29 protein-coding genes and 1 pseudogene are annotated in these 26039 nt (G+C 60.2%); 11 read left to right on the top strand and 19 right to left on the bottom strand.

Annotation, left to right across the window (positions count from 1 at the left end):
• Window positions 1-175: 175 nt before the first annotated feature.
• Window positions 176-1582, top strand: a complete 1407-nt coding sequence (locus tag HALTADL_RS01360; protein ID WP_089673905.1) for an NCS2 family permease — start codon at window positions 176-178, stop codon at window positions 1580-1582.
• 34 nt (window positions 1583-1616) lie between these two features.
• Here HALTADL_RS01360 and HALTADL_RS01355 read toward each other — a convergent pair whose 3' ends face one another.
• From HALTADL_RS01355 to dapA, 3 genes are all read right to left on the bottom strand, one after another.
• On the bottom strand, window positions 1617-1814 hold the full coding sequence (locus HALTADL_RS01355) for a hypothetical protein (RefSeq protein ID WP_089673904.1): 198 nt from the start codon (window positions 1812-1814) through the stop codon (window positions 1617-1619).
• A 72-nt stretch (window positions 1815-1886) separates the two neighbouring features.
• On the bottom strand, window positions 1887-2654 hold the full coding sequence (gene dapB, locus HALTADL_RS01350) for a 4-hydroxy-tetrahydrodipicolinate reductase (protein WP_089673903.1): 768 nt from the start codon (window positions 2652-2654) through the stop codon (window positions 1887-1889).
• Window positions 2654-3577 carry a 4-hydroxy-tetrahydrodipicolinate synthase gene (gene dapA, locus HALTADL_RS01345; RefSeq protein WP_089673902.1) on the bottom strand — a complete coding sequence of 308 codons (924 nt, stop codon included), beginning with the start codon at window positions 3575-3577 and terminating at the stop codon, window positions 2654-2656. Before dapA ends, dapB begins: the two co-directional genes overlap by 1 nt.
• A 351-nt stretch (window positions 3578-3928) precedes the next feature.
• Between dapA and HALTADL_RS01340 the strand changes: the two genes are divergently transcribed.
• On the top strand, window positions 3929-5200 hold the full coding sequence (locus HALTADL_RS01340; RefSeq protein ID WP_089673901.1) for an HTTM domain-containing protein: 1272 nt from the start codon (window positions 3929-3931) through the stop codon (window positions 5198-5200).
• Window positions 5201-5203: 3 nt separating this feature from the next.
• Here HALTADL_RS01340 and HALTADL_RS01335 read toward each other — a convergent pair whose 3' ends face one another.
• Window positions 5204-6142 carry a transposase gene (locus HALTADL_RS01335; protein ID WP_015911568.1) on the bottom strand — a complete coding sequence of 313 codons (939 nt, stop codon included), beginning with the start codon at window positions 6140-6142 and terminating at the stop codon, window positions 5204-5206.
• Window positions 6143-6240: 98 nt separating this feature from the next.
• Here HALTADL_RS01335 and HALTADL_RS01330 point away from each other — a divergent pair, with 98 nt between their 5' ends.
• Complete coding sequence (locus HALTADL_RS01330; protein WP_089673965.1) at window positions 6241-7476, top strand: GAF domain-containing sensor histidine kinase; 1236 nt, start codon at window positions 6241-6243, stop codon at window positions 7474-7476.
• 7 nt (window positions 7477-7483) lie between these two features.
• Here HALTADL_RS01330 and HALTADL_RS01325 read toward each other — a convergent pair whose 3' ends face one another.
• The 7 genes from HALTADL_RS01325 to HALTADL_RS17520 are packed head-to-tail and all read right to left on the bottom strand — an operon-like array spanning window position 7484 to window position 13610.
• The gene (locus tag HALTADL_RS01325) at window positions 7484-8299 is read right to left on the bottom strand and encodes a DUF7289 family protein (RefSeq protein ID WP_089673966.1); all 816 of its coding nucleotides are present in this window, start codon (window positions 8297-8299) and stop codon (window positions 7484-7486) included.
• A complete protein-coding gene (locus HALTADL_RS01320; RefSeq protein WP_089673967.1) occupies window positions 8296-8787 on the bottom strand; it encodes a DUF7266 family protein in 492 nt (163 codons plus the stop codon). Before HALTADL_RS01320 ends, HALTADL_RS01325 begins: the two co-directional genes overlap by 4 nt.
• Window positions 8784-9692, bottom strand: coding sequence for a DUF7261 family protein (locus tag HALTADL_RS01315; RefSeq protein WP_143054206.1), 909 nt, complete (start codon window positions 9690-9692; stop codon window positions 8784-8786). Before HALTADL_RS01315 ends, HALTADL_RS01320 begins: the two co-directional genes overlap by 4 nt.
• Window positions 9680-10303 carry a DUF7288 family protein gene (locus tag HALTADL_RS01310; RefSeq protein ID WP_089673969.1) on the bottom strand — a complete coding sequence of 208 codons (624 nt, stop codon included), beginning with the start codon at window positions 10301-10303 and terminating at the stop codon, window positions 9680-9682. Before HALTADL_RS01310 ends, HALTADL_RS01315 begins: the two co-directional genes overlap by 13 nt.
• A complete protein-coding gene (locus HALTADL_RS01305) occupies window positions 10300-10818 on the bottom strand; it encodes a DUF7287 family protein (RefSeq protein WP_089673970.1) in 519 nt (172 codons plus the stop codon). Before HALTADL_RS01305 ends, HALTADL_RS01310 begins: the two co-directional genes overlap by 4 nt.
• On the bottom strand, window positions 10818-12851 hold the full coding sequence (locus HALTADL_RS01300; RefSeq protein WP_089673971.1) for a type II secretion system F family protein: 2034 nt from the start codon (window positions 12849-12851) through the stop codon (window positions 10818-10820). The genes HALTADL_RS01305 and HALTADL_RS01300 overlap by 1 nt, the downstream gene beginning before the upstream one ends.
• Window positions 12852-13610 carry a hypothetical protein gene (locus HALTADL_RS17520; RefSeq protein WP_177171975.1) on the bottom strand — a complete coding sequence of 253 codons (759 nt, stop codon included), beginning with the start codon at window positions 13608-13610 and terminating at the stop codon, window positions 12852-12854.
• A gap of 156 nt (window positions 13611-13766) precedes the next feature.
• Between HALTADL_RS17520 and HALTADL_RS01290 the strand changes: the two genes are divergently transcribed.
• The 6 genes and pseudogenes from HALTADL_RS01290 (at window position 13767) to HALTADL_RS01265 (ending at window position 18234) form a co-directional block, all read left to right on the top strand.
• Window positions 13767-14705: a transposase gene (locus HALTADL_RS01290; protein ID WP_015911568.1), complete on the top strand. Its 939-nt coding sequence runs from the start codon at window positions 13767-13769 to the stop codon at window positions 14703-14705.
• Between the two features lie 20 nt (window positions 14706-14725).
• A pseudogene (locus tag HALTADL_RS01285) lies at window positions 14726-15001 on the top strand (carboxypeptidase M32); the annotation flags it as partial.
• Between the two features lie 248 nt (window positions 15002-15249).
• Entirely contained in the window at window positions 15250-15996 is a 747-nt protein-coding gene (locus HALTADL_RS01280) for a UbiA family prenyltransferase (RefSeq protein ID WP_089673229.1), read from the top strand.
• A 155-nt stretch (window positions 15997-16151) separates the two neighbouring features.
• A complete protein-coding gene (locus tag HALTADL_RS01275; RefSeq protein WP_089673230.1) occupies window positions 16152-17279 on the top strand; it encodes an aminotransferase class V-fold PLP-dependent enzyme in 1128 nt (375 codons plus the stop codon).
• Window positions 17280-17337: 58 nt separating this feature from the next.
• Window positions 17338-17685, top strand: a complete 348-nt coding sequence (locus tag HALTADL_RS01270; protein ID WP_089673231.1) for a 4a-hydroxytetrahydrobiopterin dehydratase — start codon at window positions 17338-17340, stop codon at window positions 17683-17685.
• A gap of 147 nt (window positions 17686-17832) precedes the next feature.
• Window positions 17833-18234 (top strand): hypothetical protein, encoded by a 402-nt coding sequence (locus tag HALTADL_RS01265; RefSeq protein ID WP_162551645.1) that lies wholly within the window; start codon window positions 17833-17835, stop codon window positions 18232-18234.
• A gap of 49 nt (window positions 18235-18283) precedes the next feature.
• On the opposite strand, the gene HALTADL_RS01260 is transcribed toward HALTADL_RS01265, so the two are convergent.
• From HALTADL_RS01260 to HALTADL_RS01250, 3 genes are all read right to left on the bottom strand, one after another.
• On the bottom strand, window positions 18284-19171 hold the full coding sequence (locus tag HALTADL_RS01260; RefSeq protein ID WP_089673233.1) for a DMT family transporter: 888 nt from the start codon (window positions 19169-19171) through the stop codon (window positions 18284-18286).
• 81 nt (window positions 19172-19252) lie between these two features.
• Window positions 19253-20434, bottom strand: coding sequence for a redox-regulated ATPase YchF (locus tag HALTADL_RS01255; protein ID WP_089673234.1), 1182 nt, complete (start codon window positions 20432-20434; stop codon window positions 19253-19255).
• A 52-nt stretch (window positions 20435-20486) separates the two neighbouring features.
• The gene (locus HALTADL_RS01250; RefSeq protein ID WP_089673235.1) at window positions 20487-20681 is read right to left on the bottom strand and encodes a DUF5800 family protein; all 195 of its coding nucleotides are present in this window, start codon (window positions 20679-20681) and stop codon (window positions 20487-20489) included.
• 127 nt (window positions 20682-20808) lie between these two features.
• Here HALTADL_RS01250 and HALTADL_RS01245 point away from each other — a divergent pair, with 127 nt between their 5' ends.
• Window positions 20809-21813 carry a polymer-forming cytoskeletal protein gene (locus HALTADL_RS01245; RefSeq protein WP_089673236.1) on the top strand — a complete coding sequence of 335 codons (1005 nt, stop codon included), beginning with the start codon at window positions 20809-20811 and terminating at the stop codon, window positions 21811-21813.
• On the opposite strand, the gene HALTADL_RS01240 is transcribed toward HALTADL_RS01245, so the two are convergent.
• A complete protein-coding gene (locus HALTADL_RS01240) occupies window positions 21814-22572 on the bottom strand; it encodes a ribonuclease H-like domain-containing protein (protein ID WP_089673237.1) in 759 nt (252 codons plus the stop codon).
• Between the two features lie 106 nt (window positions 22573-22678).
• Here HALTADL_RS01240 and HALTADL_RS01235 point away from each other — a divergent pair, with 106 nt between their 5' ends.
• On the top strand, window positions 22679-23374 hold the full coding sequence (locus HALTADL_RS01235) for an SOS response-associated peptidase (RefSeq protein ID WP_089673238.1): 696 nt from the start codon (window positions 22679-22681) through the stop codon (window positions 23372-23374).
• A 30-nt stretch (window positions 23375-23404) separates the two neighbouring features.
• Here HALTADL_RS01235 and HALTADL_RS01230 read toward each other — a convergent pair whose 3' ends face one another.
• The 4 genes from HALTADL_RS01230 to HALTADL_RS01215 form a co-directional block, all read right to left on the bottom strand.
• Window positions 23405-23920: a redoxin domain-containing protein gene (locus tag HALTADL_RS01230; RefSeq protein ID WP_089673239.1), complete on the bottom strand. Its 516-nt coding sequence runs from the start codon at window positions 23918-23920 to the stop codon at window positions 23405-23407.
• Window positions 23920-24189: a glutathione S-transferase N-terminal domain-containing protein gene (locus HALTADL_RS01225; RefSeq protein ID WP_089673240.1), complete on the bottom strand. Its 270-nt coding sequence runs from the start codon at window positions 24187-24189 to the stop codon at window positions 23920-23922. The genes HALTADL_RS01230 and HALTADL_RS01225 overlap by 1 nt, the downstream gene beginning before the upstream one ends.
• Before the next feature lie 55 nt (window positions 24190-24244).
• Window positions 24245-24712: an FKBP-type peptidyl-prolyl cis-trans isomerase gene (locus tag HALTADL_RS01220; protein ID WP_089673241.1), complete on the bottom strand. Its 468-nt coding sequence runs from the start codon at window positions 24710-24712 to the stop codon at window positions 24245-24247.
• A gap of 135 nt (window positions 24713-24847) precedes the next feature.
• A complete protein-coding gene (locus HALTADL_RS01215; RefSeq protein WP_089673242.1) occupies window positions 24848-25960 on the bottom strand; it encodes a YihY/virulence factor BrkB family protein in 1113 nt (370 codons plus the stop codon).
• Window positions 25961-26039: the final 79 nt, after the last annotated feature.

Raw genomic sequence — 26039 nt, 5'->3', positions numbered from 1 at the left:
TTCGGCTTTCTCGGCCACCCCATAAGACCCATCGGTTGCGGGTCGAGGAGTGCCGAATGGAATCGTCTCCGCGATAAATCAGCGGTCACTGTCGGTCGACATGCCAGATCACTGCCAAAGAAGAGTCTCATCAAACGGGTTAAATAGAGACATCTACCAGTTTCAGTCAATATCGATGGGGTTACAATCCTATTTCAATCTCAGTGAACACGGAACAGACGTCGAAACAGAACTCGTTGCAGGGCTGACAACGTTTTTCGCGATGGCGTATATCATCGTCGTCAACCCGGCGATTCTGTCACAGGCGATTCAAATCGAGGGCTATACTGACACGGAAGTATTCCAAATGATTGCGATTGTGACAATTGTTACATCCGCAATCGCGATGGTTGTAATGGGGCTGTACGCCAACCGGCCGTTTGGCCTCGCTCCCGGACTCGGCCTCAACGCCTACTTCACGTTCACAGTCGTGTTGGGACTCGGTATCCCGTGGGAAACCGCACTTGCAGCGGTCTTTGTCGAAGGAGTGATCTTCATCATCCTCACGGCAACTGGTGCCCGGGAGTTCATCATCAACATCTTCCCCGAGCCAGTGAAGTTCGCCGTCGGAGCGGGGATTGGTGTGTTCTTACTGTTGATCGGTCTCCAAGAACTGCAGGTCGTCGTGGCCGACGAAGCGACCCTCGTCACGCTCGGTGAGATCGGATCGAATCCGATTGCGCTCCTCGGTGCGTTGGGCGCAGCACTCATTTTGATTTTGTGGGCCCGTGGCACGACCGGGGCGATCCTGATCGGGGTGCTTGCAACCGCGATTGCTGGCTATGTACTGACGCTCGCTGGACTCGTCGAGCCGGGTGTCCTCGTCGACCGAGCCGTCCTCACCCAAGTGAGCGAGGATGGACTCGTCTCGATGGTTACCGGCATCCAGTACGATATCACGCCGCTTGCGGGTGCGTTTCTCGATGGGTTCCGAACCTCCGACCCAGTAACCTTCGGGCTCGTCGTCATGACGTTCTTCTTCGTGGACTTCTTCGATACGGCTGGTGCGTTGATCGGTATCGGTCAGTACGGGGACTTCCTCGATGAAGACGGGCAACTCCCGGAGATAAGCAAACCGCTGATGGCTGACGGTATCGGGACAACTATCGGAGCCATGCTCGGAACGTCGACGATAACGACGTTCATCGAATCCTCGGCCGGTGTGGAAGCAGGCGGGAAAACCGGATTGACCGCACTCACTATCGCTGGGCTGTTCGTCTTGATGATCCCACTCGTGCCGCTTGCCGCAGCGATCCCGACGTATGCCTCGTTCAGTGCGTTAGTTGTTGTCGGGATTGTGATGTTCAAGGGGGTTGCAGATATCGATTGGAACGATCCGTCGTGGTCAGTTCCTGCTGCGCTTACCGTCACCGTCACCCCGTTGACGTACTCGATTGCCAACGGAATCGCGGTCGGCATTATCAGCTATCCCGTGATCAAGACCATGGTCGACGGACACAGAACCGTCACTGTTGGCCACTGGGCGATGGCAGCGACACTGACCGTCTACTTTTATATCCAGACCAGCGGGTTGCTGCTATGATAGCTAACTCCTCTGCACCAGTAACGCCAACTGACTACTCGCGTCGACGCTGTTCGATCTCGTCGGCCTGCCGCTGAATCCGCGTAATCTCGCGGTTGGCCTCCTCACGACCGCCCTCGGTTCCGTACCGGACGGACCAGTCGAGTTGGGAGGGGACGAATCGGCCGTCGTTTTTGTTGTCTTCGTCGCTCGTGAAGCGATTGAGAAACCGCGCCAGCAGTGTCGTCGGCATATCGTGTTGTTCCGGTAGACGCAATATAAATGTTCAGTAATAAAACACGAACGGTCGTGGCGAGATTGTAGATTAGTCTTCGATAACCTCGAAGAAATCGTACCAGCCAGCCTCGCGTTCGGCGAGCCACTCGGCAGCATCCAGCGCACCGTCGGCGAAGATGCTCCGGTCGCCAGCCCGATGGGTCAGCGACAGCGCCTCGTTGCTCCCACCGAGCAGCACCTCGTGTTCACCTGCGATGTCGCCGGCCCGGCGAGCATGAACTCCGATTTCGTCGGTCGACCGCGGAGCTTCACCCTCCCGGCCATGCACGCGCTCGCTGAGATCCTCGCGGACTCCCTCGATATCGTCGAGCAACGTCTTCGCGGTCCCGCTGGGGGCGTCACGTTTGGCGTTGTGGTGGGTTTCGGTGAGTTCGATATCCGCATCGGGCAGCGCGGCAGTTGCTTCTTGGACCGCCAACCGGAGCGCCGCAACTCCTCGCGAAAAGTTCGAGGCTTTGAGTACGGCCGTCGACTCGCTGGCGAATTTCAACTCCGCGATTCCCTCATCATCGAAACCGGTCGTTCCGGTAACGAAGCCGACACCGGTCTCGGCGCAGGCCTCGCTGTACTCGATGGCGGATTCGGGCCCAGTAAAGTCGACGACGACATCCGGCTGGTAGTCGTCCAGCAGCGCCTCGAAGTTGTCAGTCGACTCGATGACGACCCCGGAAATCGGCTCGTCGACCGAGGTTCGGTTGACCGCGAAGTCGACCTCGCAGTTTTCGCGGTCGGCGGCCGCAGCAAGCACCTCACGACCCATGCGTCCGGCCGCGCCGGTAACTGCGATCCGGACCATCAGTCCGACGCCTCCCCGGCGGCCTCGGGGGTGGCTGGCTCGCCGTCGAGTTCGGCCAGCCGGGCAGCCAACTCCTCGCGGTGCTCGGCGGAGAGTTCAGTGAGTGGCGACCGAATGCGACCGGAGCCGTGGCCACGGATCTCCATGGCGGCCTTCACTGGGATCGGGTTCGTCTCGACGAACAGCTGTCGGGTAAGAGCGCCGAGTTCGTGGTGGATCGCCCGCGCGAAGGCGTAGTCCTCCTCTAATGCTGCCCCGACCATCGCACAGGCACGCTCGGGTTCGACGTTGGCAACGACGCTGATCGCGCCGTGACCCCCAACCGAGAGGGTTGGCAGGGTGAGTCCATCGTCGCCCGACAGAATTGCGAACTCCTTGTCGCGGGTTCGTTCGACGACTTCACTAATTCGGTTGAGGTCGCCGGATGCGGCCTTGTAGCCTGCGATGTTGTCGTGGTCGGCGAGTCGAACCGCGGTGTCGACCTCGATGTTGCGCCCGGTTCGACTGGGGACATTATACACGATCTGTGGGATGTCGACCGCGTCGGCCACCTGTCGATAATGTTCGTACATCCCCTCAGGCTCGGGTTTGTTGTAGTACGGCGAGATAAGCAGCAGGGCATCTGCGCCCGCGTCGGCGGCCTGCTGTGAGAGGTCGAGGGCTTCGGCGGTGTTGTTCGAGCCGGTGCCCGCGATGACCGGCACGTCCTCGACGGCGTCGACGACGGCCTCGATGACCTCGACGTGTTCGGCATGGCTCAGCGTCGCGCTCTCGCCGGTCGAGCCGACCGGGACGAGTCCGTCGACGCCTGCTTTTTCGAGTCGCTGGGCGTCCTCGCGGAGCGTTTCGGTGTCGATCTCGTTGGCTTCGGTAAAGGGGGTCACCATCGCCGGGAAAACCCCGCTGAAGTCGATGTTTGTCATGGGTTAGTGGATTGGTTGTCTGTTGTCGTCGGCTACTGTATAGTCACCGGACTCTGCGAGATGAATAAAAACACCCGAAACGGGACGCCACGCCCGCGACGAGCAGTCAGTAGAAACGCTTCTTTGGGCGCTTCGGACGCACTGCTGTCGAGACGCTGGCCGTGCGGTCGACACCAGTACGAATCACACCGAACAGTGTGGGGTAACTGAACTTATACGTTGTGCATTTGCCGAGGCGGCTCGTCGAAGCGTCGAAGCCCAGATACTGTCGACACACCGGATCACAAAACATACATTCTCGTTACGTGTATGATCTGTACTGCGTTACCCTGTCGACGCTCGGCGATCAGTATGGACCCAACCCAACACACCCCGAATCGGGCCGTTCGCACGCGCTTGCGTCAGCTCTGGGATCGGCTTGGGCCGCTCCGAGGTCGGATTCGCTCGCGGTTCGCGGTCGACACGCGTGCGCTGGCGGCGGTGCGTATCACCCTCGGGCTCACGCTGCTTGTCGACCTCCTGCATCGGGCCGGAAGCATGTCGCTGTTTTACACCGATCAGGGAGTGTACCCGCTGTCGGTGTACGAGGTCACGTGGGGGTTCTACAACTTCTCGATCCATGCACTCTCGGGTGAACTCTGGTTCCAACAGTTCATGTTCCTGCTGGCCGGACTGTTTGCCCTCGCGTTCATCTTTGGCTACCGAACCCGGCTGGTCGGACTCGGCTGCCTGATCTTGCTGTTTTCCTTGCACGCCCGCAACCCCGGCGTGCTCAACGGTGGGGACCGACTGCTCCGCGTGATTCTGCTAGTCGCCCTCGTCACGCCGCTCGGCGAGCGATGGTCGATTGATGCCCTTCGCCGCGGGGCGGCTCGCTCTTCGGTCGCCAGCTTCGGTACTGCAGCACTCCTGGTACAACCGCTCATTGTCTTCGGCTCGAATGCGATTTTGAAACACCGAGGAGAGCACTGGTATGCCGGTGAGGCCCTCGAAATCGCCTTCCACAACGATGTGATGGCGGTGTATCTCGGCAACGTTGTCGTCGACTATCCCACGCTTCTGACGGTGCTCAACTACGCGTGGGTGACCCTGCTTGCTGGCTCGGTACTGTTCCTGTTGGTGCCTGTCGGTCGGCTTCGAGCAGTCGCCGCGCTGGCCTACATCGGAGCGTTCGCTGGCATGGTGGTAACGATGAGCGTCGGGGTGTTCCCGCTCGGGTTGATCGCCTCGGTGATTCCGTTTCTGACGGCTCCGTTCTTGGATACCCTCTCGCGTCGCGTCCCGGCCCACTGGGTCGACCGACTGCCGACTGCTACGGCCCTCGGCCCGTTCAGTCGACCGCCCGTCGAGCGTCGACTGCTAGACACGCTTCGGGAGCGCGACCACGAGTTCGCGGCCTCCTACGCGGTCTCGTATGCCCAGTCGCTGCTGACGGTACTCGGGGTGTTGTTACTGATTTGGATGCTGATGTTCGCGGCCGAAGATGTCTCGGAGTTCAGTGTTCCTGACGAGATCGACTACTCGCACGTCGACCAGCAAAGTTGGGGACTGTACGCTCCTGATCCGTCGGATGCCTACAGTTGGTACGTCGCCGAAGCCGAGATGGAGGGTGTCATAGAATAGTTCTCATAGCGTGATGACGGTGCTTCCTGGATTGTCTCCGCGTTCGTCGTTGGTGATCGCAATAACGAGACGAAGGCACAGCGCGAGGAACACTTGTGCTCGTGCGTGGACGCGGCCTCGGGCGCGAACGTGCCCGAGGCCGCAGTCCTTGACGGCGTCGTTGGTTCGTTCGACTCCACTCCGGCGGTTGTACGTCTCGTCTAGCGTCGATTGCTTCAGCTGAACGTCCTCGCTGTGTTCGTCGATGCGGGCTTCGACCCTGTACTCGATGTCTTTCGGATCGTCGGTGTTTCGTGCGTTGTACGGAGCGACTGGCACGACCCCTGCGGCCAGCAGGTGGTCGTGCCAGCCGAGCGTGTCGTAGGCGCTGTCTCCAAGCATCCAGATCGGTTTCTCGACGGCGAGCGCGTCACACGTGACGCGCATCGCCGTCTCCTCTGGCGCTTGCTTGCTCTCGGTGAACTCCGCGGCAATCGGGATCTTTTGCCCGGTCGAGACGATCGTACAGCCGTAGCCGTGGTAGTACTCTTCGGCGGTTGGATCGTAGCCTTTCGACGCGTCTTGGTCGGCGGGCATCGTCCTCACGTCGGTGGAATCGATGGAGTAGGTCAAGTCGAGCAGGCCGCGGCAGGCGGCCTGCTCGACGAGGCGGTCGAAGACCTCGTCGACGACGTGTTCGAGGTCGGTGAGGAAGCGATCGACCGCGTCTCTCGACGGCGGTCGATCGAAGCCACAGCTGAGCCAGACGACCGTGTTCTGGAGTTCTCGCGTGACTGGACGGATGCCGTAGACGTTCTTGTAGTAGCAGTGCAGGAACGCTCGGAAGAGTGCTGGTGGGTGATGATCTCGTGTTCGCCCCCGGCGAGCGGGGGCGAACACATCGAATTCTTCGAGAAAGTCGAACTCAAGATGCTCGAACAACGCGAGCGTCTCGGTCGCCATTACATTGAAGAACTCGTCGATAGAAGTCTCCTCTTGCAGGATGCTGGCGCTCGTAGACACAGTTCCAACATCCTGCGTCTTCGTGTGTGACGCTTTCTATGACACCCTCGGTGTTGGCAAACCGGATCGCCAACGCCGTCGAGCAGGAGCGAGGACGGCTTGCACGCACCCAACTCATGGAGTCGACGGCGGTCATTTCGGGACTGTATGACGTCATCAACGAGACGGATCTCTCGTTCGAACAGAAACTCGACCGCGTCCTGACAATCGGGACCTCGGAGCTTGGCTACCCAATCGGCTACATTACGCATGTCGAGGGCGACTCGTTGGAAGTGATCGCCGCAGTCGGCGACCACGAGACGATCCAAGAAGACGCCGCGATTCCGCTGGATACGACCTACTGTAAACACACAATTGACGACAAAACGCCCAAAGCGATCAGCGATGCAGCCAGTAACCCGGAGTGGGCCAGCTCGGATGCCTTCGACGGGACTGGACTCCACTGTTATGTCGGCGCACCGATCATCGTCGACGGCGAGGTCTACGGGACGCTCTGTTTTGCAAGCCGGGCCCCGCAGAACGACACGACCGTCGACGACGACGAGCTCACGGTCAAAACGCTGGCCCAGTGGGTCGGCTACGAGATCGACCGCCACGAGTACGAACGCGAGCTCAAACGCCAGATCGACCGGCTCGAAGAGTTTACTGGCGTCGTCTCCCACGACCTTCGCAACCCGCTCAACATCGCCCAGGGGCGGATCGACATCGTCAAAGACGAATGCAACTCCGACAGTATCGGCGCGGTCAATCGGGCCTTAGACCGGATGGAGGCGATCATCGAGGACACCCTCACGCTGGCGCGACAGGGTCAGACCGTCGACGACACCGACATGGAGCCGGTCGAGATCGGGTCGGTGGTTGAGCACTGCCGAGAGATCGTCGAGACCGGCGACTCCGAAATCCGACCGGTCGACGACTTCACCGCCCACACCGACCGCAACCGGTATTATCAGCTGTTCGAGAACCTGATCCGCAACGCGGTCGAACACAGCCAGCAGCCGGTGACGATTCGGATCGGTCTCCTGGACGTGATGTTCACCTCCACCCGCGTCGAGAGCGACGGCACCTTCGGCTTCTACGTCGAAGACGACGGCCCCGGCGTTCCGGAGGAGAAACGCGAGGAGGTGTTCGAGGCCGGAGAGTCGACCAACCCACAGGGAACCGGGTTTGGCCTGTCTATCGTCAAGCGGATCGCCGAGGCCCACGGCTGGGAGGTCGACCTCACCGACAGTTTCGATGACGGCGCACGCTTCGAGTTCACCAACGTCAGGTAGCCAAACATCAGTCGAACCGAACCGCGATCCGGGTTATCGGGAGCCGAACCCGGTCCGGGCGGCGGACGGTTCCGTTTTCGGCGACGGCCAGTTCTGCAGTGACAGTCCCGTTTGCTGCGTCGACGCTCACGTTCTGGTAGCCCTCGTCGCGGAGCGTTCGCTCCCAGCCGGTGGCCCGCGGCGACTCGATCCGAACGCGGAGTTGGGTGCCTCCACCTCCAGCGTCGACGGTTCGATTGCTCAGCGTCCGCGTGTTCGGTCGATGCTCGCCGACGACGAGAACGGTTTGATCGCCGCCGACAGTGCTCGTTGTACTGCCTTGGGTAGCTATAACGGGGACGAGCGCCGTCTCCTCGTCGACGACGAACGGAAGCGGCGAGCGGGCAATGCTCGCCGAGCCGTCGGCCCGGAACACCATCCCACCTTCGTAGACGACACTGCCGCTATCGCTCCGGAAAACCAGCGGCTGAACGGTTACGTTGGTCGTGTTGGCGGTCACAAACGAGCCAGTGGCGGCGTCCCACCGCCCGACAGTGACCGTGATCGGCTCAGCAATCCCAATCGTCCCCTGGGCCAGTCGGATCTCGGTAGCCCGACTTGGGTCCTCGTAGCGGCCCATATCCTCGAAGTTGTCGGCCATTACGTCGAAGGCCCGCTCGACGTTGGTGACCTGTTCGGCGGCTTGGCGGTCTTCCAGCCCGCTAAAGCCGAAGACGCTCGCGGTCGTGATCGTCGTGACAATGATCGAAAACACGAGAATGTAGCCCAGTGTCTCGCTGACTGCGCGCTGGTCATCGCTCAGTGGGCCACGATCAGAGATCATTGTTCGACCTCCAGTCGACCAGTCGACACCGGCGAGCCAGCCGGCGGTGTCTCGTAGACGATCCGCACGTCGCCCCCATTAAATTGGCCGGTGGTCGAGACAGGGATGGCCGTCTCGGGATAGGTTACGTTTACACGCACGTCCGGATTCGAACTCCGGAGGATGATCGTGTCGCTGGTGATTTCGATGCGATACCTCGTTCCGGCGACCTGTTGGGGCAGTCGGACGTCGAGGCTGATCGCTCCCGTCGCGCTGGTGGTGTTGGCATCCGCGTGTGCGACTTGTGCAAGCCGGTCGGCCTCGTGGATGTTCGAGGCGACCTGCGTGCCGATAACGGTCAGTTGATCGTCGACGACCTGTTCGGACCGGCCCTCGATCAGCCCACTGCCGGCAGTCAACAGCGTCCCCATCAACAGCGCGGCCACCGCCAGCATGAGGACGTAGCCCACGGTCACCGAGACGGCACGCCGATCACGACGTAGGCTCATTGTGGCTCCCCCGGTGCGACCCGCACCGTCGTTTCGAAATCGAGTTCCGACGACCGATAGCCGATGTCGACGGTCGCCGAGTAGACGGCGTCCGTGGTGGCAATCGTTGATGATGCGCTATCGTCGACAGTCACCGTGAACAGCCCCTCGGCGGCATCGCCGTTGAGAAACTCGATCCGCTCGGGGTCTTCGTCGGGCCACAGTCCACGAAAACACTCGACCGTCGCGTCGTCAGTCGAAAGCTGCTCACGAGAGAGGTCGACGGTCGTATCTGACCCGCCGTGGTCGATCCGACAGCGAGTTTCGGGGTCGGCAGACGCCACTGCCGTGGCGACGACCAGATCATCACCGTCATTGTAGAGATACTGTGTCACGTTCTCATCGCTGGTGATAAATCGAACGGCGAAGGCGTTGTCTTCGATCTGGATTGCATTCGGATTGGACTCCGTGTATATCTCAGTCGGATCAACAGTAACGGTGAACGCTCTGGCGTCGGACAGACTCTCGACAAGCGTCCAGTCGGTCCCGTCGGCTTCGAAATCCGTGGACTCGATCAACTGTCCCGACGTCGTGCCGTTTCGAGCGAGGGTTGCAACCACCCCATGGCGGGCGCGCTCACGGTCGACCAGCGGTTTCATCGTCTCGATTCCCTCGGTAACGTTGGTCGTCGAGCCGTCTCCCTGTCGGTTTTCAGTTTCGATGAGATCACCGATGGCTGTGACCAGTTCACCCCGAAGCTCGATGGCCTCGGCACCCTGAGTGGTAGTGTCTCTGGTGGCGACGTTCTCGGTGAAGATGGCGGCGTTCAACAACAGCGCGACAGTCACCAAGATCACCGCCAGCGCGAGGGCGGTGATCAACAGCAGTTGGCCGCGATCCGAGGAGCGAGCCATTACATCCGCCATGTGATAATGCGCACCTCCACACGGTTGTACACCGGCCCGCTGTCGACGTTCGGTGCGTAGAACGACGCCCCGCTGTCGTCTTCGAGCTGGGCCAGCGTCGAGTCGTCACTCCCGGTGAGCGTGGTCGAGTCGTACAGCGTGACTGTCCGGCTTGCGGTCACCGCATTGTCGCTGGGTTGGCCCATCTCGACCATCGACTGGGTCCGTACCGAGGGCGTCCCGGTTGTGTTGTGATACCGTACCCTGACGTTGTAGGCGATGCGCCGATCAGCCAGTGTCCGGTTGAGCGACGCTAACAACTCGGTTTGGGAGCCGGAATCGGTGTAGTAGCCTGCCTCGGGACTGTCTTGGAACCCACCGCCCGAGGTGTTCCAGTAGAGCACCGCCTCAGTCAGCGAGCCGTCCTCGGCGGCCGTCGACAGCAGATCACCGGCCAGCGCACGCTGTTGGTTTTCGATATGCTGGTTCGAGGTGCTGGCCGACAGCGGCGTGACCGCGGTCGCCTGCATGGCGAACAACAGCCCGGTCACCAACAGCATCGCGGCGATAAACGCCTCGACCGTGTGGGCTTGGCCGCGGTCGTCAGTCGCGGCGGAGTGATTTCGTCTCATTGTGCCACCTTCACCACAAATCTGTAGCGGTCGCCCTCGATCAGGACGGCCCGGCTCGAGACCGTGACCGACGACTGAAGATCGGCCGTCCCGCGTGTGAGCATGTAGTCGACGCCGTCGACGGATCTGGTGACTGGTAGACCGGTGGTCGGCGATGCACCCAACTCCCTGACGGTGACATTGACATCGCGGCCCTCGATGCCGAGGAGCGTGGTGGTCGACGCCGAGGCGTCGAACCTACAGTCGGCGGCGTCGCCGAGGCTCTCGTTGGCACTGAAAAAGGCGGCCGTACAGGCCGCCGACAGCGTCGACGGCGTGGCTGGATCAGCGACCAACAGCGACCCAGTAAGATGGTCGGCCGTCCGATCGGCGACGATGGGAGAGCTTCCGGCGGCACTCGCAAACGGCTCGAACATCGTGGGGATAAAGGCGAAGACCACGCCCGTCGCGATCAGAAACACTCCGGCACCGACGGCGAAATCGATCACCGTCTGCCCGCGGTCAGTTGAGGCCATCAGCCAACCACCACCCAGACAGCCAGCGCAATCGTCTGGAGGATCACGACGAACTTGACCCCCGAGATCAGTTTCGCAGTTCGGATGTAGCCCGCAATCAGGCCCGCCAGCACCGCCTGAATCGTCACGGCGTGGAAGAACAACAGCGACAGCAGGCTCGGGTCGACGCCACCACCGAACTCCTGGCCGCCGCTGGCCGCCCCACCACCGCTGCCCGAGGCCTGACTGGTGAGCCCGGCCATCACGTCGATGAACTGGGTCTGCAAAATCGCCATCACACCCAGCAGCGTCAGATACGTCATCAGGATGATCGCGACCTGCATCCGGGTCCGAGAGACGCGCTCGCGTTCGATATCGTCGGCGTTCTCGCTGGCTTGGGCTGCCGTCCGCAACACGTCGGTGATCTCGCTGGAGGCCTCCTGGGCCTCGGTGATGAGTTTGACCGTCCGGGCCAGCCGCGGGAGGTGGTACTTGTTGTTGAACTCGACAAACGCCTCCCGGAGGCTCACCCCGTAGTTGACCTTCGCGTACATAACCTCGAACTCGTCGGCGAGTTTCCCGCTGGAGGTGTCGGCGACGGTCATAATCGAATCCAGCAGGGTCTGGCCGGTGTCGTTAGCACTCGACAGTTTCCGGAGGTTCGTCGACAGTTTCCCCGTGATCGCGTTCCGGGAGTAGGCGTTCCACTCGTAGAAGATCCCCAGCGGTATGCAGACCAGATAGATCGGGACGTACACCCATATGAACGTACTCCAGACGGGTCGTTCGATCCACGAGGGGATATCCAGCGGTGCCCGACCGGTTGCCACCGCAACACCAACGACGAGGAGCGCGGCAGGGACTGTCAGCGCCAGCGTTAGCAGTGGGTAGTCACGGAAAAACAGGTGCGGTGCCTTGAGAACCTCTTTGACTTTGTAGGCTCGCTCGCCGGATTTGATCCGGTCGAACACCCGGAATCGGCCAACGAATCCCTCGATGAGTCCGAGATGAGTGAGTCCCGCCTTGGTCGACTCCGTGAGGCGGTCGCTGCCGTTTCGTGGCCGGAGGTAGCCGTCGCCCGGGTCGTCCTGTTTGACCGTCGAAACCAACACCAGAAACGCCGCGCCGATGAGTGGAATCAAGACGTAGATCGTCCCGTAGAGGAGTCGCTCGTCGGCGTTGCCCAACATCCCCATGATGACCAGAATAATCACGAGCAGGAGCGGGAACAACGAGAGCGTCATATACATCTCGCCGAACAGCTCCAGGGTTTCGAGAGTCATCTCCTGTTGCTGTTTGGCCGTTCGCATGTGGGCGTCCTTCTTGTCGGCGAGGAACGACTCCATATCGCCGCCCGAGTTCACAATCGACAGCATGTCGGTCAGAAACTGCGCGAGCGGATCGCTCGGCGTCTCCATCGACTGTTTGCGGATCGCGTTCCGGTAATCAGTACCAAAGTACTCGGTTTCGTTGACGATGCTCTGGAACTCCCGAGCGATCTCGTCGTAGGTGTCTTCGGCCTCGGCCATCGCCCGCAGGATTTCGAGCTGGTTCAGCCCCCCGACCGACAGCGCATACATGAACGAAATCGCATCCGGCAGCAGGATGTTGATGTTGCGCTTTCGCTCGCCGGCCCGCATGTATGGCAGTCCGACCAGCCCGCCGAACCCAATCGCAAAGCCAAACGAGCCGAAGACGATGCCCGCAACCCCGACAGTCACCGGCACAACGAGTGCGCGGAGGAGGGCGGCGGTTTGGCCCGATGACACCGGAATGCCGAGACTGAGCATCTCCGGCGTAACGAGGCCGAACCGGAACAGTGCGAACCCCAACAGCGAGCCGATGATCCACAACACTCCACCGAGAACCGTGCCGATACCCAGCGCCCACGAGAGGTAGTGTTCGACGGTGTCGGCCATCCGAGCCTCGGTGAGTTTCCGCTCGACATCGTCGACGAAGTCGCTGCTGTCGTCGAACAGGAGTTTGTAGAGCGGGTAAAAGGCGTCCGCCAGCCCGTCAGTCTCGGCGTCGTTCGGACTCGTTTGGAGACTCATCTACTCGTCCTCGGTTGGATCGATCTCGTCTCTGTCCCGTCCCTCTGATTCCTCATCCGACGCGAAATCCATCGGATCGCTGTCCAGCGGGCCGCCGTCCGACTCCTCCTCGGCGAGATAGGAGTCAATCGCGCTCTCGCTTTCGGCCTCGGAGTCTGAGTCGGACTCGGACTCATCGGTTGTCTGCTCGTCGTCCGTCGACTCCGCCGGATCTCCCGTGCTCTCGGTCGACGTCTCGGACAGATCAGTGACCGTAGCGGTCGACGCGTCGGTATCCACGAGCGTCATTTCGGAGACCGGAGCTGTCTCTCCATCGTCCGGATCTGGCTCATCGGCGGTTGGTGCGTCCAACATCCCTTCGAGCGCCTCGCTGATCGAGGCCGCATCCCGGTCGCGGTACTCCTCGAACAGTTCCTCGCCGGTTTCGAGGATCTCACGGGCAACCGCCAGCTGTTCGTCGCCGGGCTCCGGCCGTGGCACCAACGCCTCGGTTTCGGGGTCGACGTCGATCAGCACGGACTCCATCTCCCGGAGGTCTTCCAGACTCGACTCAAGCTGGTCGGTGGCCATCAGCGCGAGGATCGTATCGGGGTCGTTGATGTAGGCCTGAGCGGTCGCTGCAACCTGCGTGTAGGTGTTGAGCCCACGGTCGATCAGGTAGGCCAATACGAGTTGGCGCTCGAACAGCTCCGACTGCAGCTCCTCGGTGGTCCAGCCGCGGTCGAACTTGATCTCCTCCAGCGTGTTCGAGGTCCCCATCTTCAGGAACTCGTCGCCCTCGGCCTGCCACTGGTAGATATCCTGAAGAGGGTGTCATAGAAAGCGTCACACACGAAGACGCAGGATGTTGGAACTGTGTCTACGAGCGCCAGCATCCTGCAAGAGGAGACTTCTATCGACGAGTTCTTCAATGTAATGGCGACCGAGACGCTCGCGTTGTTCGAGCATCTTGAGTTCGACTTTCTCGAAGAATTCGATGTGTTCGCCCCCGCTCGCCGGGGGCGAACACGAGATCATCACCCACCAGCACTCTTCCGAGCGTTCCTGCACTGCTACTACAAGAACGTCTACGGCATCCGTCCAGTCACGCGAGAACTCCAGAACACGGTCGTCTGGCTCAGCTGTGGCTTCGATCGACCGCCGTCGAGAGACGCGGTCGATCGCTTCCTCACCGACCTCGAACACGTCGTCGACGAGGTCTTCGACCGCCTCGTCGAGCAGGCCGCCTGCCGCGGCCTGCTCGACTTGACCTACTCCATCGATTCCACCGACGTGAGGACGATGCCCGCCGACCAAGACGCGTCGAAAGGCTACGATCCAACCGCCGAAGAGTACTACCACGGCTACGGCTGTACGATCGTCTCGACCGGGCAAAAGATCCCGATTGCCGCGGAGTTCACCGAGAGCAAGCAAGCGCCAGAGGAGACGGCGATGCGCGTCACGTGTGACGCGCTCGCCGTCGAGAAACCGATCTGGATGCTTGGAGACAGCGCCTACGACACGCTCGGCTGGCACGACCACCTGCTGGCCGCAGGGGTCGTGCCAGTCGCTCCGTACAACGCACGAAACACCGACGATCCGAAAGACATCGAGTACAGGGTCGAAGCCCGCATCGACGAACACAGCGAGGACGTTCAGCTGAAGCAATCGACGCTAGACGAGACGTACAACCGCCGGAGTGGAGTCGAACGAACCAACGACGCCGTCAAGGACTGCGGCCTCGGGCACGTTCGCGCCCGAGGCCGCGTCCACGCACGAGCACAAGTGTTCCTCGCGCTGTGCCTTCGTCTCGTTATTGCGATCACCAACGACGAACGCGGAGACAATCCAGGAAGCACCGTCATCACGCTATGAGAACTATTCTATGACACCCTCACGGCAGTTTCGGCTACTTCCCAACCTACTCGCTGGGGAGCGTGATGGCTGCCCAACTGTACGAGGCCGCCGAAAGCGAGATCGGTGATCTCGAATCAAAAACCAAAGCCGGCGAGTTCGAACCGCTCGGCGAGTGGCTCCGCGAAAACATCCACCGCCACGGCCAGCGCTACGAGACCAACGAGCTCGTTGTCGAAGCGACTGGCGACGATTTCTCGGCCGATGCGTTCGTCGACTACGTCACCGAGAAGTACGGCGAGCTCTACAGTCTATAACTGGCCGAAATCACCTTTTTTAGGGGGTAAATACGTGGCCGAACCCATTTACTCACTGGATACCGATTCTCGTTGAATTACAATCAACGACCCAACAATAACAACATCTGTAAAATTAAGTCGGTTACTGTGTCAGTATATTTGTCTACGTGAATCTAACAGATCACATTAAACAAAGTATCAGAAGTAATACTGTTCCTCTATTTGTAGATATCGGATTTATTGTCCCGATTGTCGCCACAAGCAAAATGATACTGACAGTATATTTACTCCAATTACCGTACACTGTTGAACCGATTGTCGTCATCTCGTTACTCTCACTCTCTATCTATCTACTTGACCGATTAGTTATCACACAAGAAGATACAAACTCGACAACGAAAACACGGCAGACACGGATATTAGATCAGTATCAGTTAGTGTTCTGGATCATCGCAATCTGCTCGCTTCTTACCTTTCTTATAATAACGTTTAGTACCCTTTCACTCGTACAGTTTTCACTACTAAATATCCCGCTCGTTGTTTTTTCTGTGTACTATTACCTCAAACAAACACTGTTCTTGGATACTGCTGGCATCGCAGTCGCTTGGGCGTCGTGTCTGCTGTGTACGGCAGTATTCTTCACAGACACACCTCCCAATCACGCAGCAATAGTTCCGACCTTCTTTGCACTCGGGTGTATGAAGGCATCCGAGACAGAGCTCGGCAACATCAGAGATATGTCAGCGGACGCTGCTGAAGGGAACAAAACGCTACCAATGGTAATCGGCGTGGAAAATACGAAAGTATGTATTGTAATTGGAGAGACAATTTCTGTTTTACTTTTCGCCTATATATCGAACTCACGTCTCTTTTTGGCTGTTTTGGTAGGATACCTGCTTCTGATCGGCGGGTTACTGAACAGCGCTGATCAAACGGTTGCTTCACAAACGATACTCAAGAATAGACTCACCAAAATCGTGTTCGGGGTCGTGATTCTCTTGGCGTTTTTGTGATCTAAGAGAGTACGTTCACTGCAACCATGTTTGTCGACTACGTCACCGAGAAGTACGGCGAATTATACGATCTCTAACGTCACATAATCACTCTCTAACAGTGGTACCATCCTGTTCGGCAGAAGGATTTACCGGGTCGACGCCAATTGGGGAGCATGACCCCACGCGAACTCCGGGAGTCGATTCCGGCGCTTGCAGAGACGACCTTTTTCAATACGGGCGCAAGCGGACCGAGCCCACAGCCCGTAATCAATGCCGCGACTGACTGTCTTAGGCATCACAAAGCCGAAGCCCCGGCGGCCGAAGGAATGTACACCGCCGCCCGCGAGGCGCGCAGCGAGAGCCGCGAGACGATCGCGGCCCATCTCGGCGTTGCTCCCGACGAACTCGCGCTCACCGAGTCGACCAGTGACGCGATCAGCGCGCTGGCAGCCGCCATTGATTGGCAGCCCGGCGATACAATCGTCCGCACTGATCTCGAACATCCCGCCGGTGTGCTGCCGTGGCAACGCGCCGCCCGGCAACACGGAGCGAGCGTTAGAGTACTCGAAACCACCGATGGACGCGTCGACATCGACAGCTACACCGAGGCGGTCGCAGATGCACGCTTGGTCTGTTTTAGCTCGCTGTCATGGAACTACGGCACGCAGTTGCCCGTCTCCCAACTCGTCGACATCGCCCACGACGCCGACTGTGAGGTACTCGTCGACGCGGTCCAGTCGGCCGGGCAGACGTCAGTCGATCTCGATGCGTGGGGCGCAGAGTACGTCGCCGGATCTGGCCACAAATGGCTTCTGGGGCCGTGGGGATCGGGCTATCTCTACGTTCGGGAGGGCTGTGGGGCTGATCTGCATCCGGCACAGGTCTGCTACAACAGCGTCGAAGATCCGGATGCCGACGAGTATACGCTGAAGTCGACCGCGCAGCAGTTCGAACGCGGGACAGCCTCACCAGCCCCCCACGTCGGGATGGCCGCAGCGGTCGACCTGTTCGAAGCAGTCGGCATGGACGTACTCGAAGATCGAATCGAAGAACTCACAGATCGGCTGAAGGCGGCGGTTCCAGACGGCCAGCTGCTGAGCCCCACAGGGTTCGAATCCGGACTGGTGACGATTGACGTGGCCGAACCCGAGTCGGTCGTCGAGACGCTTGCAGCCCAAGAGATCCGCATTCGATCCCTGCCGGAGCCGGATGCAGTTCGGGCCTCTGTGCATGCGTTCAACACCGAGGCGGAGGTCGACGCCCTCGTTGCAGCCCTCGACGACTGTGGCGCGCTTGACTGACCCAGTCGACCCATTTGGATACTGAACTTACAAACCATTGGACACCGTGAGTGACTGTATGGCATCCGAACTCGCCGACGAACCCTGTGAAGCCTGCACCTCCGAGGACGAACCGCTCCCGGAATCCGAATACGAGGAGTATCTCGCAGAACTCGACACCGAGGTGTGGGACGTGATCAACGGCCACCATCTCGAAGGCACCTACGAGTTCGAGGATTTCCGCGATGCCCTTGAGTTCACCTACGAGGTCGGCGAACTCGCCGAGGAGGAGTGGCACCACCCCGACTTTCATCTTCAGTGGGGCGAGGTTCAAATCGAGATGTGGACGCACAAAATTGACGGCCTCCACAAGGCCGACTTCGTGATGGCCGCCCGCATGGATCGAATCCACGAGGATTATTCCTAACGCCCGTCTGTCGACTCCAGAGCGAGTATGTTACATGGCCTTCTGATTTTCTTTTTTATTGGCGCACTTATCATTGGTATTCACAAGCTAGGCCACTATCTCGTGGGGCGCTGGCTCGTCGGTATTCCCAGCACAAATATCAAATTCGTGGTAGCGAACCTACCGCAGTACGTCGCACTCCGGAACGGTGATCGGTGGGCCAAGCCAACGGATTTTAAGGATTATCTGACTGCATACCACCAGCAGGACGCTGATCTGAGCCACGTGGTGGCGTTTCTCGCTGCTGGCGAACTCTTCCAGACGGTCGGTGTCGTCGCCATTGCTGGCGTCGGTGTACTGAGTGGTGTCGATATCGTGGGCCAGTCAGCGGTCCTGGTCTCGCTGATACTGACCAGCTACCACCTGTTTTCCGATCTTGGACTCAATTTCCATATGGGACATCCGACGGGTGATTTTTCAGCCCTCTGGAGCCACTCACCGATCACAGCCGTCGCTGTCTTTTTGTTGTTTGCAGTGCCGCACGGTATCCTCTATGCCGCCCTCATCTAACGTCGGTCATTATCTACGAGTTGTCAACCGCTCGTATGTCCGGAGACCCTCAGACGGTACGCTCGGAGGCAGTGAGATAGATTCCGAACAGAACAACCACCCCACCAGCGACCGTGTAGAGCGTCGGTGATTCCGAAAGGAACACGGCCGCAAGGATGGTCGCTCCGACTGGTTCACCGAGCAGCGACACCGAGACCACACTGGAGTCGAGATGGGCGAGTGCCCAGTTGATGACGGTGTGACCCAACAGCCCCGGCCCGACTGCCAACCCCACGAAAAGCAGCCACTCACGAGGTGGATACCCAGTCAGCGCGTGGCCATCGAGAACAACGATGCCAAGCAGTGTGGCTGTACAGACGCTGTAGACGACGACCACGTAGGGGATCAGGTCGACGCGCTGTCGGAGCGACCGCCCGGCGAGTACATAGCCGGCGGCCATCACCGCGCCGACCAGTGCGAGCACGTTCCCGTACAGCGGACGCGGGCCGACAGCTACCCCGCCGAGGAAGTCGCCGACCGACATTGCGGCCATCCCCGAGACGGCGACGGCGATTCCAACTGCCATCCGTCGGGTAACTCGTTCTCGGAGCAGGAGCCACGCGCCGAGTGCGACGAACACTGGCTGGGCCTGAACGAGGGTGACACTCGCCGCGACGCTCGTCCATGACAAACTCTCGAACCACGCCGCGAAGTGCACCGCGAGTGCGATTCCCGATAGGGTTGCGAACACGAGATCACGACGGGTTATCCGGCCGAAATGGTCGTGGTATCGCCAGACTGCAATCGGGAGCAGTGGAACTGTTGTGAACAACACGCGGTAGAACGCAGCGACGGAGCTCGGTGCTTGACTCCAGCGGATCAGTATCGCGCCCCCACTAATCGCAACGATTGCTGCAACGAGACCGAGTGTTGGCGATACTTGAGTGTTCGTCTGCACACCTAGTGGTTGCAAGTCGACTACTTACGGATTGTGAGGCTCGCGTGACAGTATCGCTGGATCAGTAGGACACCATCCCACCTAGGAGGCCGTGCTGACGATTTTGATCACGTCGCCGTCTTCGAGTTCGTAGCTATCCGAAATCCGGCGTTTCGTCTTACCGTTGACCGCATGCAAATACCCCTCGGCAATATCGGTATGCACTGCTTCGGCGAGATCCGTCGGCGTCGACCCCTCCGGAAGCAGGAAGGCATCCGGCAACACGTTGCCTTGGGCGTCGGTCCACTTCGTCTCGTTTTGGACTGGGTAGGCGGTGATCTGATCAAGGAGGTCGTACACGGCCGCGTTGAGCGCGCGCTGGACGCCGGTCCCGCCGTACTCGGTCAGTACCTCGCGGATCTGTTCGAGCCCAGCCTCTTGGGCATCGCTAATGTCGCCTGTAATTTCGAAGTCGACGTCGCCCGGCTTGTAGTCGACAACCCCTGCCTCAACTGCCCGACGCAGGGCGAGTTCACCGTCCGCAGTCGCTGGAATCACGATCTCGGCAGCCTCCTGCAGTCGGTCGAGCGTTTCCTCGGAGGCGATGTCGACCTTATTGGCGACCAGAATGATCGGCTTGGTTCGTGAGCGAACGGTTTTGGCCAGTGCCTCTCGGTCCGCGTCGGTCCACTGGATTGGGTCCTCAGGGTACTCAAGCGACCGCAAACAGGCCGCCACGTCGGCGGTCGACGCGCCGAACCCGGTCAGCAGGTCCGAGAGCGCGTCGTTGATATCGAAATCAGGCGAGCGGGATTTCCGCTTGACGGACTCCCAGTTGCGGTCGATGATGCCGGTCAGCCAGAGGTTCATCTCCCGTTCGATGAACTCGACGTCCTCGACGGGGTCGTGGCTCCCCTCCTCGACGGGTTCGCCCTCCTCGTCGGTGCTGCCGGAGGCATCCAGCACGTTGAGAATGGCGTCGGCGTTGGTGAGTTCATCGAGGAACTGGTTGCCGAGGCCCTTCCCCTCGTGGGCACCGGGAACGAGGCCAGCGACATCGATCAGTTCGATTGGGACGTAGCGCGTGCCGTCCCGGCAGCGGTCGTTGCCACACCGCTCGTCGAGATCCAGACAGGGACAGTCGGTGCGGGCGGTTGCGACCCCGCGATTGGAGTCGATTGTCGTAAACGGATAGTTGGCCACGTCGACGTCGGCCAGCGTGGCTGCGGTATAAAAGGTCGACTTGCCCGCATTCGGTTTCCCGGCGAGCGCAAGCGAAAGCATACCACGGCGTTCGTGGGTTGGGTGGAATTGCCTTTCGGTCCGATTGGGCCGTCTAGAGGATGTCGCCGATCCGCGCAGGTTCGCCCGACAGCGCCGGCTGTTTTTCGACGATCTGTAACACTTCGTGGTCGGTCACGTCCCGGTAGGATTTCTCGGTTGCCTCCTCGATGAGATCTTTTTCGAGGCGGAACTCGGTGCCCTCGTAGACGACGTCGACGCCGGTTTTGTCGAACGAAAGTACGGTCATACCCCATCTTAGATGCCGACACTCAAAAGGACGACGAGGTGGCCGCGCCACTGAATCGGTACCAACGGCCCACGTCTGCCACCCGTCTTACGGACTGTTTATTAGTGCTCAGCTACTGATTTGGCCTGTGTCATCTCCCGGCGACCCGCTCGACGAACTCTCGATTCCCGACGGCACGACCGTCGAGGAACACGACATCGTCACCGACAGCGACGTGTTGATCGGGAGCAACAGCCAAATCGAGTTCGGAATCCGGAGCCGAACAATCGCGGCCGGCGAGCGCGTCGAGTTCGGTCGACAACTCGAAGTCGACGGCGACTGTCGACTCGATATGCTGTGTGAGGTCCACGACAGCGTGCTGGTCGGCTCCGACGCCTACATCGGTGCCCGCACCCACATCGGCGGCCAACTCCTCGTGTCGGGCGACCTCGATATCGGCGACGACGTCACGATTGACGAAGGGTTCGAAGCAAACGGGTGGATTCTCACCCGGAATCCGGTGCCGGCGCTCGTCTTTTACTTTATCGTGCTTTCGCAGTACCTCAAGTTCGGCAACGAAGCCGACGCCGACGAGTTCGCCAGCGCGATCACCGGCGAGGCGGCCGAGCAGCGACCGCCGCTGGTGATCCCGCGCGGTGCGGAGCTCTCCGACGACGCCTGGCGCGTCTCGACGCCCGCGACAATCGGCGACGGCTGTCGACTCCACGGCAACATCCGCGCCGAGGCGATCACCGTCGGCACCGACACCACGGTCTTTGGGAGCCTTCGAGCGCGCGAGGATATCGAAGTCGGCTCCGGAACCGTCATCATCGGCGACGTGACGACTAGAAACGGTACCGTCACGCTGCACGCGGGGTCGGAGGTTCGTGGTGATGTCTCCTGTCAGGATCTCGTCGTCCACGAGGGCGCCGACGTCGACGGCGCGCTCCGAGCGAAAGGCGATATGAAACTCGTTCGGCAAACTGAGCAGCCAGTGTCGACGGACGAACCCGAACCGTCGACCGACGAAGACGAGATAGATACCGACGACGAGACAGAGACGGAAGAAACGGGCACAGAGACGACCAAAACCGAGTCGACGAAACCCGAGTCGACCGAACAGCCAACCGAGCAGTCGGCGGATTCGGCGTAGCTACTCGACCGACCGCTGACAGGCCTGTTCGAACACTGACTCGTGGAGTTCGTCAGTGACGGTCTCGGCCAGTGTTTCGAGGTTGACTGCGTCTTCTCGATTATATGAGATCAGCGTGTCGAGTGCGCCGTCGACACCGGCCCCGTGTTCGTTCCAGAGCCGGACTGCATCCCGACCGGAAATGTCTGGCCGGTCGCGTTCGAGTCCGATTTCCTGCTCGATCTTTTTTAATCCTCCTGAGAGGCCGAGTGTCTTGCAGGGGTACATCAAGTCGAGATGCGGGCAGTCGACGTCGATACCGAAGGAGGTCTCCAAAAACGGCTGATCGAACCGGATGCCGTTGAAGCTGACGAGTAGGCTCGCGTCGTCGACGGCGGCTTGGACTGCCTCGGCGGTCAGATCGTCGCCACGAACGAGCGTGGTCGTCTCATCGGCCTGATGGTAGCTGACGGTAGTGACCTTGTCGTACTCCTGATTGAGTCCAGTCGTCTCAATATCGAAGAAACAGGCGTTGTCGCGGAAATTCTCGTACAGTCGCCAGCGCTCGCTGCTTGGAAACACCTCGTCGAAGTAGGCTGTGTCGCCCGCGTCGAGTCGCTGGCGGGCGGTGTCGATGAAGGTCTCGATGTTGTCGGCGGTTTTCGGACCCACGAGCGACTGGTCGAAACAGTCCCAGTCGGTTGCCCCCTCGGCCCACAGCGTTCGCTCTGTCGTCTCCCCAACGCCACTGACCGGGATGAAACTGTTCTCGATTCGCACATCCGAGCAAGGGTAGTCGGCGAACCTAAAGCTCACGTCTCAGTGATCGACTACCCCGGTGGTCGACATCGCCGCTGCTAAGACCACGTCCTGCGTCGACCCATCCATGTGTGGTCGCTACACGCTCGCTACGGCTCCCGACCGGCTCAGCGAGCGGTTCGATGCCGACCCGGACCGACCGCTGTCGAGGCGGTACAACTGCGCTCCGGGCCAAGAGCTGCCGGTTATCACGGGCGAGGAGCCGAACCGAATGCAGTTCTTTAAGTGGGGATTGACGCCGGAGTGGGCCGATGAGGAGCAAGGGCTGATCAATGCCCGATCCGAGACCGTCCAGCAGAAGCGAAGTTTCGCGGATGCCTACGAATCCCGACGCTGTCTCGTCCCCGTCGACGGCTTTTATGAGTGGGTCGACCGCGACGGCGGCAAGCAACCCTACCGTGTCGCCTTCGAGGACGACCGCCCCTTTGCTGTCGCCGGGCTTTGGGAACACTGGCAGGAACCGACCCGCCAAACCGGGCTCGCGGAGTTCGGGAGCAGCGGGGACAGCGGTGAATCGTCGACGCTCGAAACGTTCACCATCATCACGACTGAGCCGAACGATCTCGTTGCCAACCTCCATCACCGAATGGCAGTCATTCTTCCGCCGGACCGGGAGTCCGATTGGTTGCATGGCAGCTCCGAGTCGCTGGTCGACCTCCTCGAACCGTATCCTGACGACGAACTCACGTCCTACCCGGTCTCACAGCGAGTGAACAACCCGGCCATCGACGAACCATCGCTCGTCGACCGAGTATCTACCTAACTACTGCTAGTAAAACGAGCCTACGCTCAGTCAGAGTGAGGCTACCGCGTCACTTACTGCGTCGTAGTCGGGGAAGTCGGGCCACTCCTCGGCGGCCCACGCATACTGGACCGTGAGTTCGCTGTCGACGAGGAAGACGGCGGGGCGTGGCTCGCTCACGCCGGCCATCCCGTCGAGATCGTTGACGATGTCGTAGGCTTCGGCCACACCGTTCTGTGGATCACTAAAGAGAGCAAACTCCATCTCTCGGTCGTCGATCAGCGTCATGTGTTCATACGGTGAGGAGATCGAAACCCCAACGACCTGCACGTCGTGGTCGTCCTCAAAGGCCCGGTCGCGGAGTTCGTTCCACATATAAGTCGACGGGAACGCCCCGTCCATCGGATGGAATACGAGGAGGACGGGCTGGTCAGCCGCCAACTCCGAGAGGCTGACGTCCTCCCACTGTTCGTCGGTCACCAGCGGGCGGGTGAAATCCGGGGCCTGCTCGCCCTCGGTAGGGTAATCGGTCTCGGGGAGGTCGACGACCTCGAAGCCGAGTTCCATTAGTTGGCTCCTCCGTAGGTTTTGTCGAGATATTCGACGATGTTGGCGCTCTCGGACATGGTGACGCCCGTCTCTTCGTCGACAATCGCTGGGACGGTTCGGGCACCGCTGACGCGTTTGACCACGTTACGGTCCGAATGCATCGGCTCGACGAACCGCGAGTGGTAGTCGAGATCGTACTCGTCGAGTTTCCGGACGACACGCTCACAGAACGGACAGGCCTGCAGTCGGTACAGCGTGATCGGCGGCTCGTCAGTTGCTTCGCTCATGGTTGCTAGTTGGTCGGTAGATAGGTAAGAACTTCGCTGAACTATGAGGTCGGCCTCAGTTGACGTCGACGATCTCGACGTCGAATTCGAGGGTTTCGCCCGCGAGGTCAGGGTTGAAGTCCACTTTGACGACCTCGTCGTCGACGTGGGTGATTTCGCCGTGCTGGCCGTTCTGGGCTTCGAGGAACGCGCCTTCCTCGGGGGTCTGGCCGAGCATCTCGACGAGTTCGTCGGTGTCGAACTCTTGGACCTGCTCTTGGCTCCACTCGCCGTAGGCCTCTTCGGGTGGGATTTCGAGGGTCGTCTCCTCGCCTGCGTCGAGACCGACCAGTCCGTCTTCCATCCCTTCGATGATCTGGCCTGCGCCGATTTCGACGGTCAGCGGTTCGTACTCTCGATCCGGCTGCGCCTGCGCGATTCCTTCTTCTTTGGCAACCGACTCTTTCGAGGTATCGAAAACGGTCCCGTCGTCCAGTCGACCCGTGTATTCGAGGGTGACAGAGTCACCGGTAGCAATCGTCATGGGCGAATGACGTCCGACACGCGGAAAAGCCATTGGATACGATCAGGAACTCATCTAGGGATTGATTGGTACGTCGCTCGGCTCCATTCTGTCATGTCTTCGTCACGTAATCGAACCTCCGCGCAGATACCACCGTTAGCTGTCCGCCTCGTCGTCAGGAGTTCGCCAGCGGATCGTGACCGACTGCTCCCGTCCATCGGTGTGGCTGGTGTGTTCGATCACCGACACGGTGTCGTCCGGTGTGGTAATCGGTCGGTATTTCCGGAGCGTGCCGTCGCGGTCCTGAATCTCGACGTTGTTCTCCGGTTGGCGTTCGGCCCATACCATCGCCTCAGGCTCCATCTCCTCGTACTCGCCGGTGAGTTGCTGCCGGAGTTCACGCAGGTAGCTCGCCAGCTCCGCACGATCAAGTTCGGTCGCGTCGACTGGACGCTCTGCACCTGTGGCGGCACTGCCAACGCCACCGGCTGCGCCCGATGAGTGGCCCCCGACGACAGCATTCAGAACCGCACCCAACAGGAGCACCAAACCCGAGAAATACAGCCACGTGATGACGACAATCACGCCACCGAAGACGCTATCGGAGCCACTGGTGAACGCGAGATACAGTTGGAACAACCCTTGGAGTGCCGCCCAGCCGACTGCAGCGAACACCACTCCCGGAAGGACGTCTCGCCAGCCGAGGTCGGCGTCGGGAAAGCGATAGTAGATCGGGAAAAATGCAACGACGAGCCCCGCGATAAGCACGAGCGGTGTCAGAACGCCGATGTACGGGATGGTGTCCGCAAAGATCCCAAACACGGTCGTGGCGACAATGGTCGCAATGATCGCGATAACGAGCGCGACCAACACGACGAGTCCGTCGACGATCTGGTCGACGAACGAGTTGTCGTCTTCGGTCTCGTAGATCTCCGAAAAGGCGGTGTCGAGGCCGCGGAAGACCTTGAGCGTCCCCCAGATGAGGACGATGAGGCCGATAACCGAAACGCCGGTGGCCGCACCGGCGGTGAAAATCTGTGTGACGACATCGGCTATCGGTCCCGGCAGCGATTCTTCGGCGGCCGACACCAATCGATCCTCCAACCCCCCGCCGACAAACGAGACCGCAAGGACAAGTAAGATCAAAAGCGGAGCCAACGAAACCAACGCGTTGTACGCGATGCCGCCCGCCATGAACGTGACGTTCTTCTCGGAGAACTCCGTCTTGACCCGTTTACCGAAGGAAATGGACTGGGAGACGCTGGGCATAGACACCAACTATGTGCCCCTCAACTAAGAGACTGACCGCCAACTGCCCGATTTCACGACAGTCGACCGCAGGGAACGA

It is taken from the genome of Halohasta litchfieldiae, from assembly GCF_002788215.1.
GTDB classification, from domain to species: domain Archaea; phylum Halobacteriota; class Halobacteria; order Halobacteriales; family Haloferacaceae; genus Halohasta; species Halohasta litchfieldiae.
This window is presented reverse-complemented; position numbering and strand designations above follow the sequence as displayed.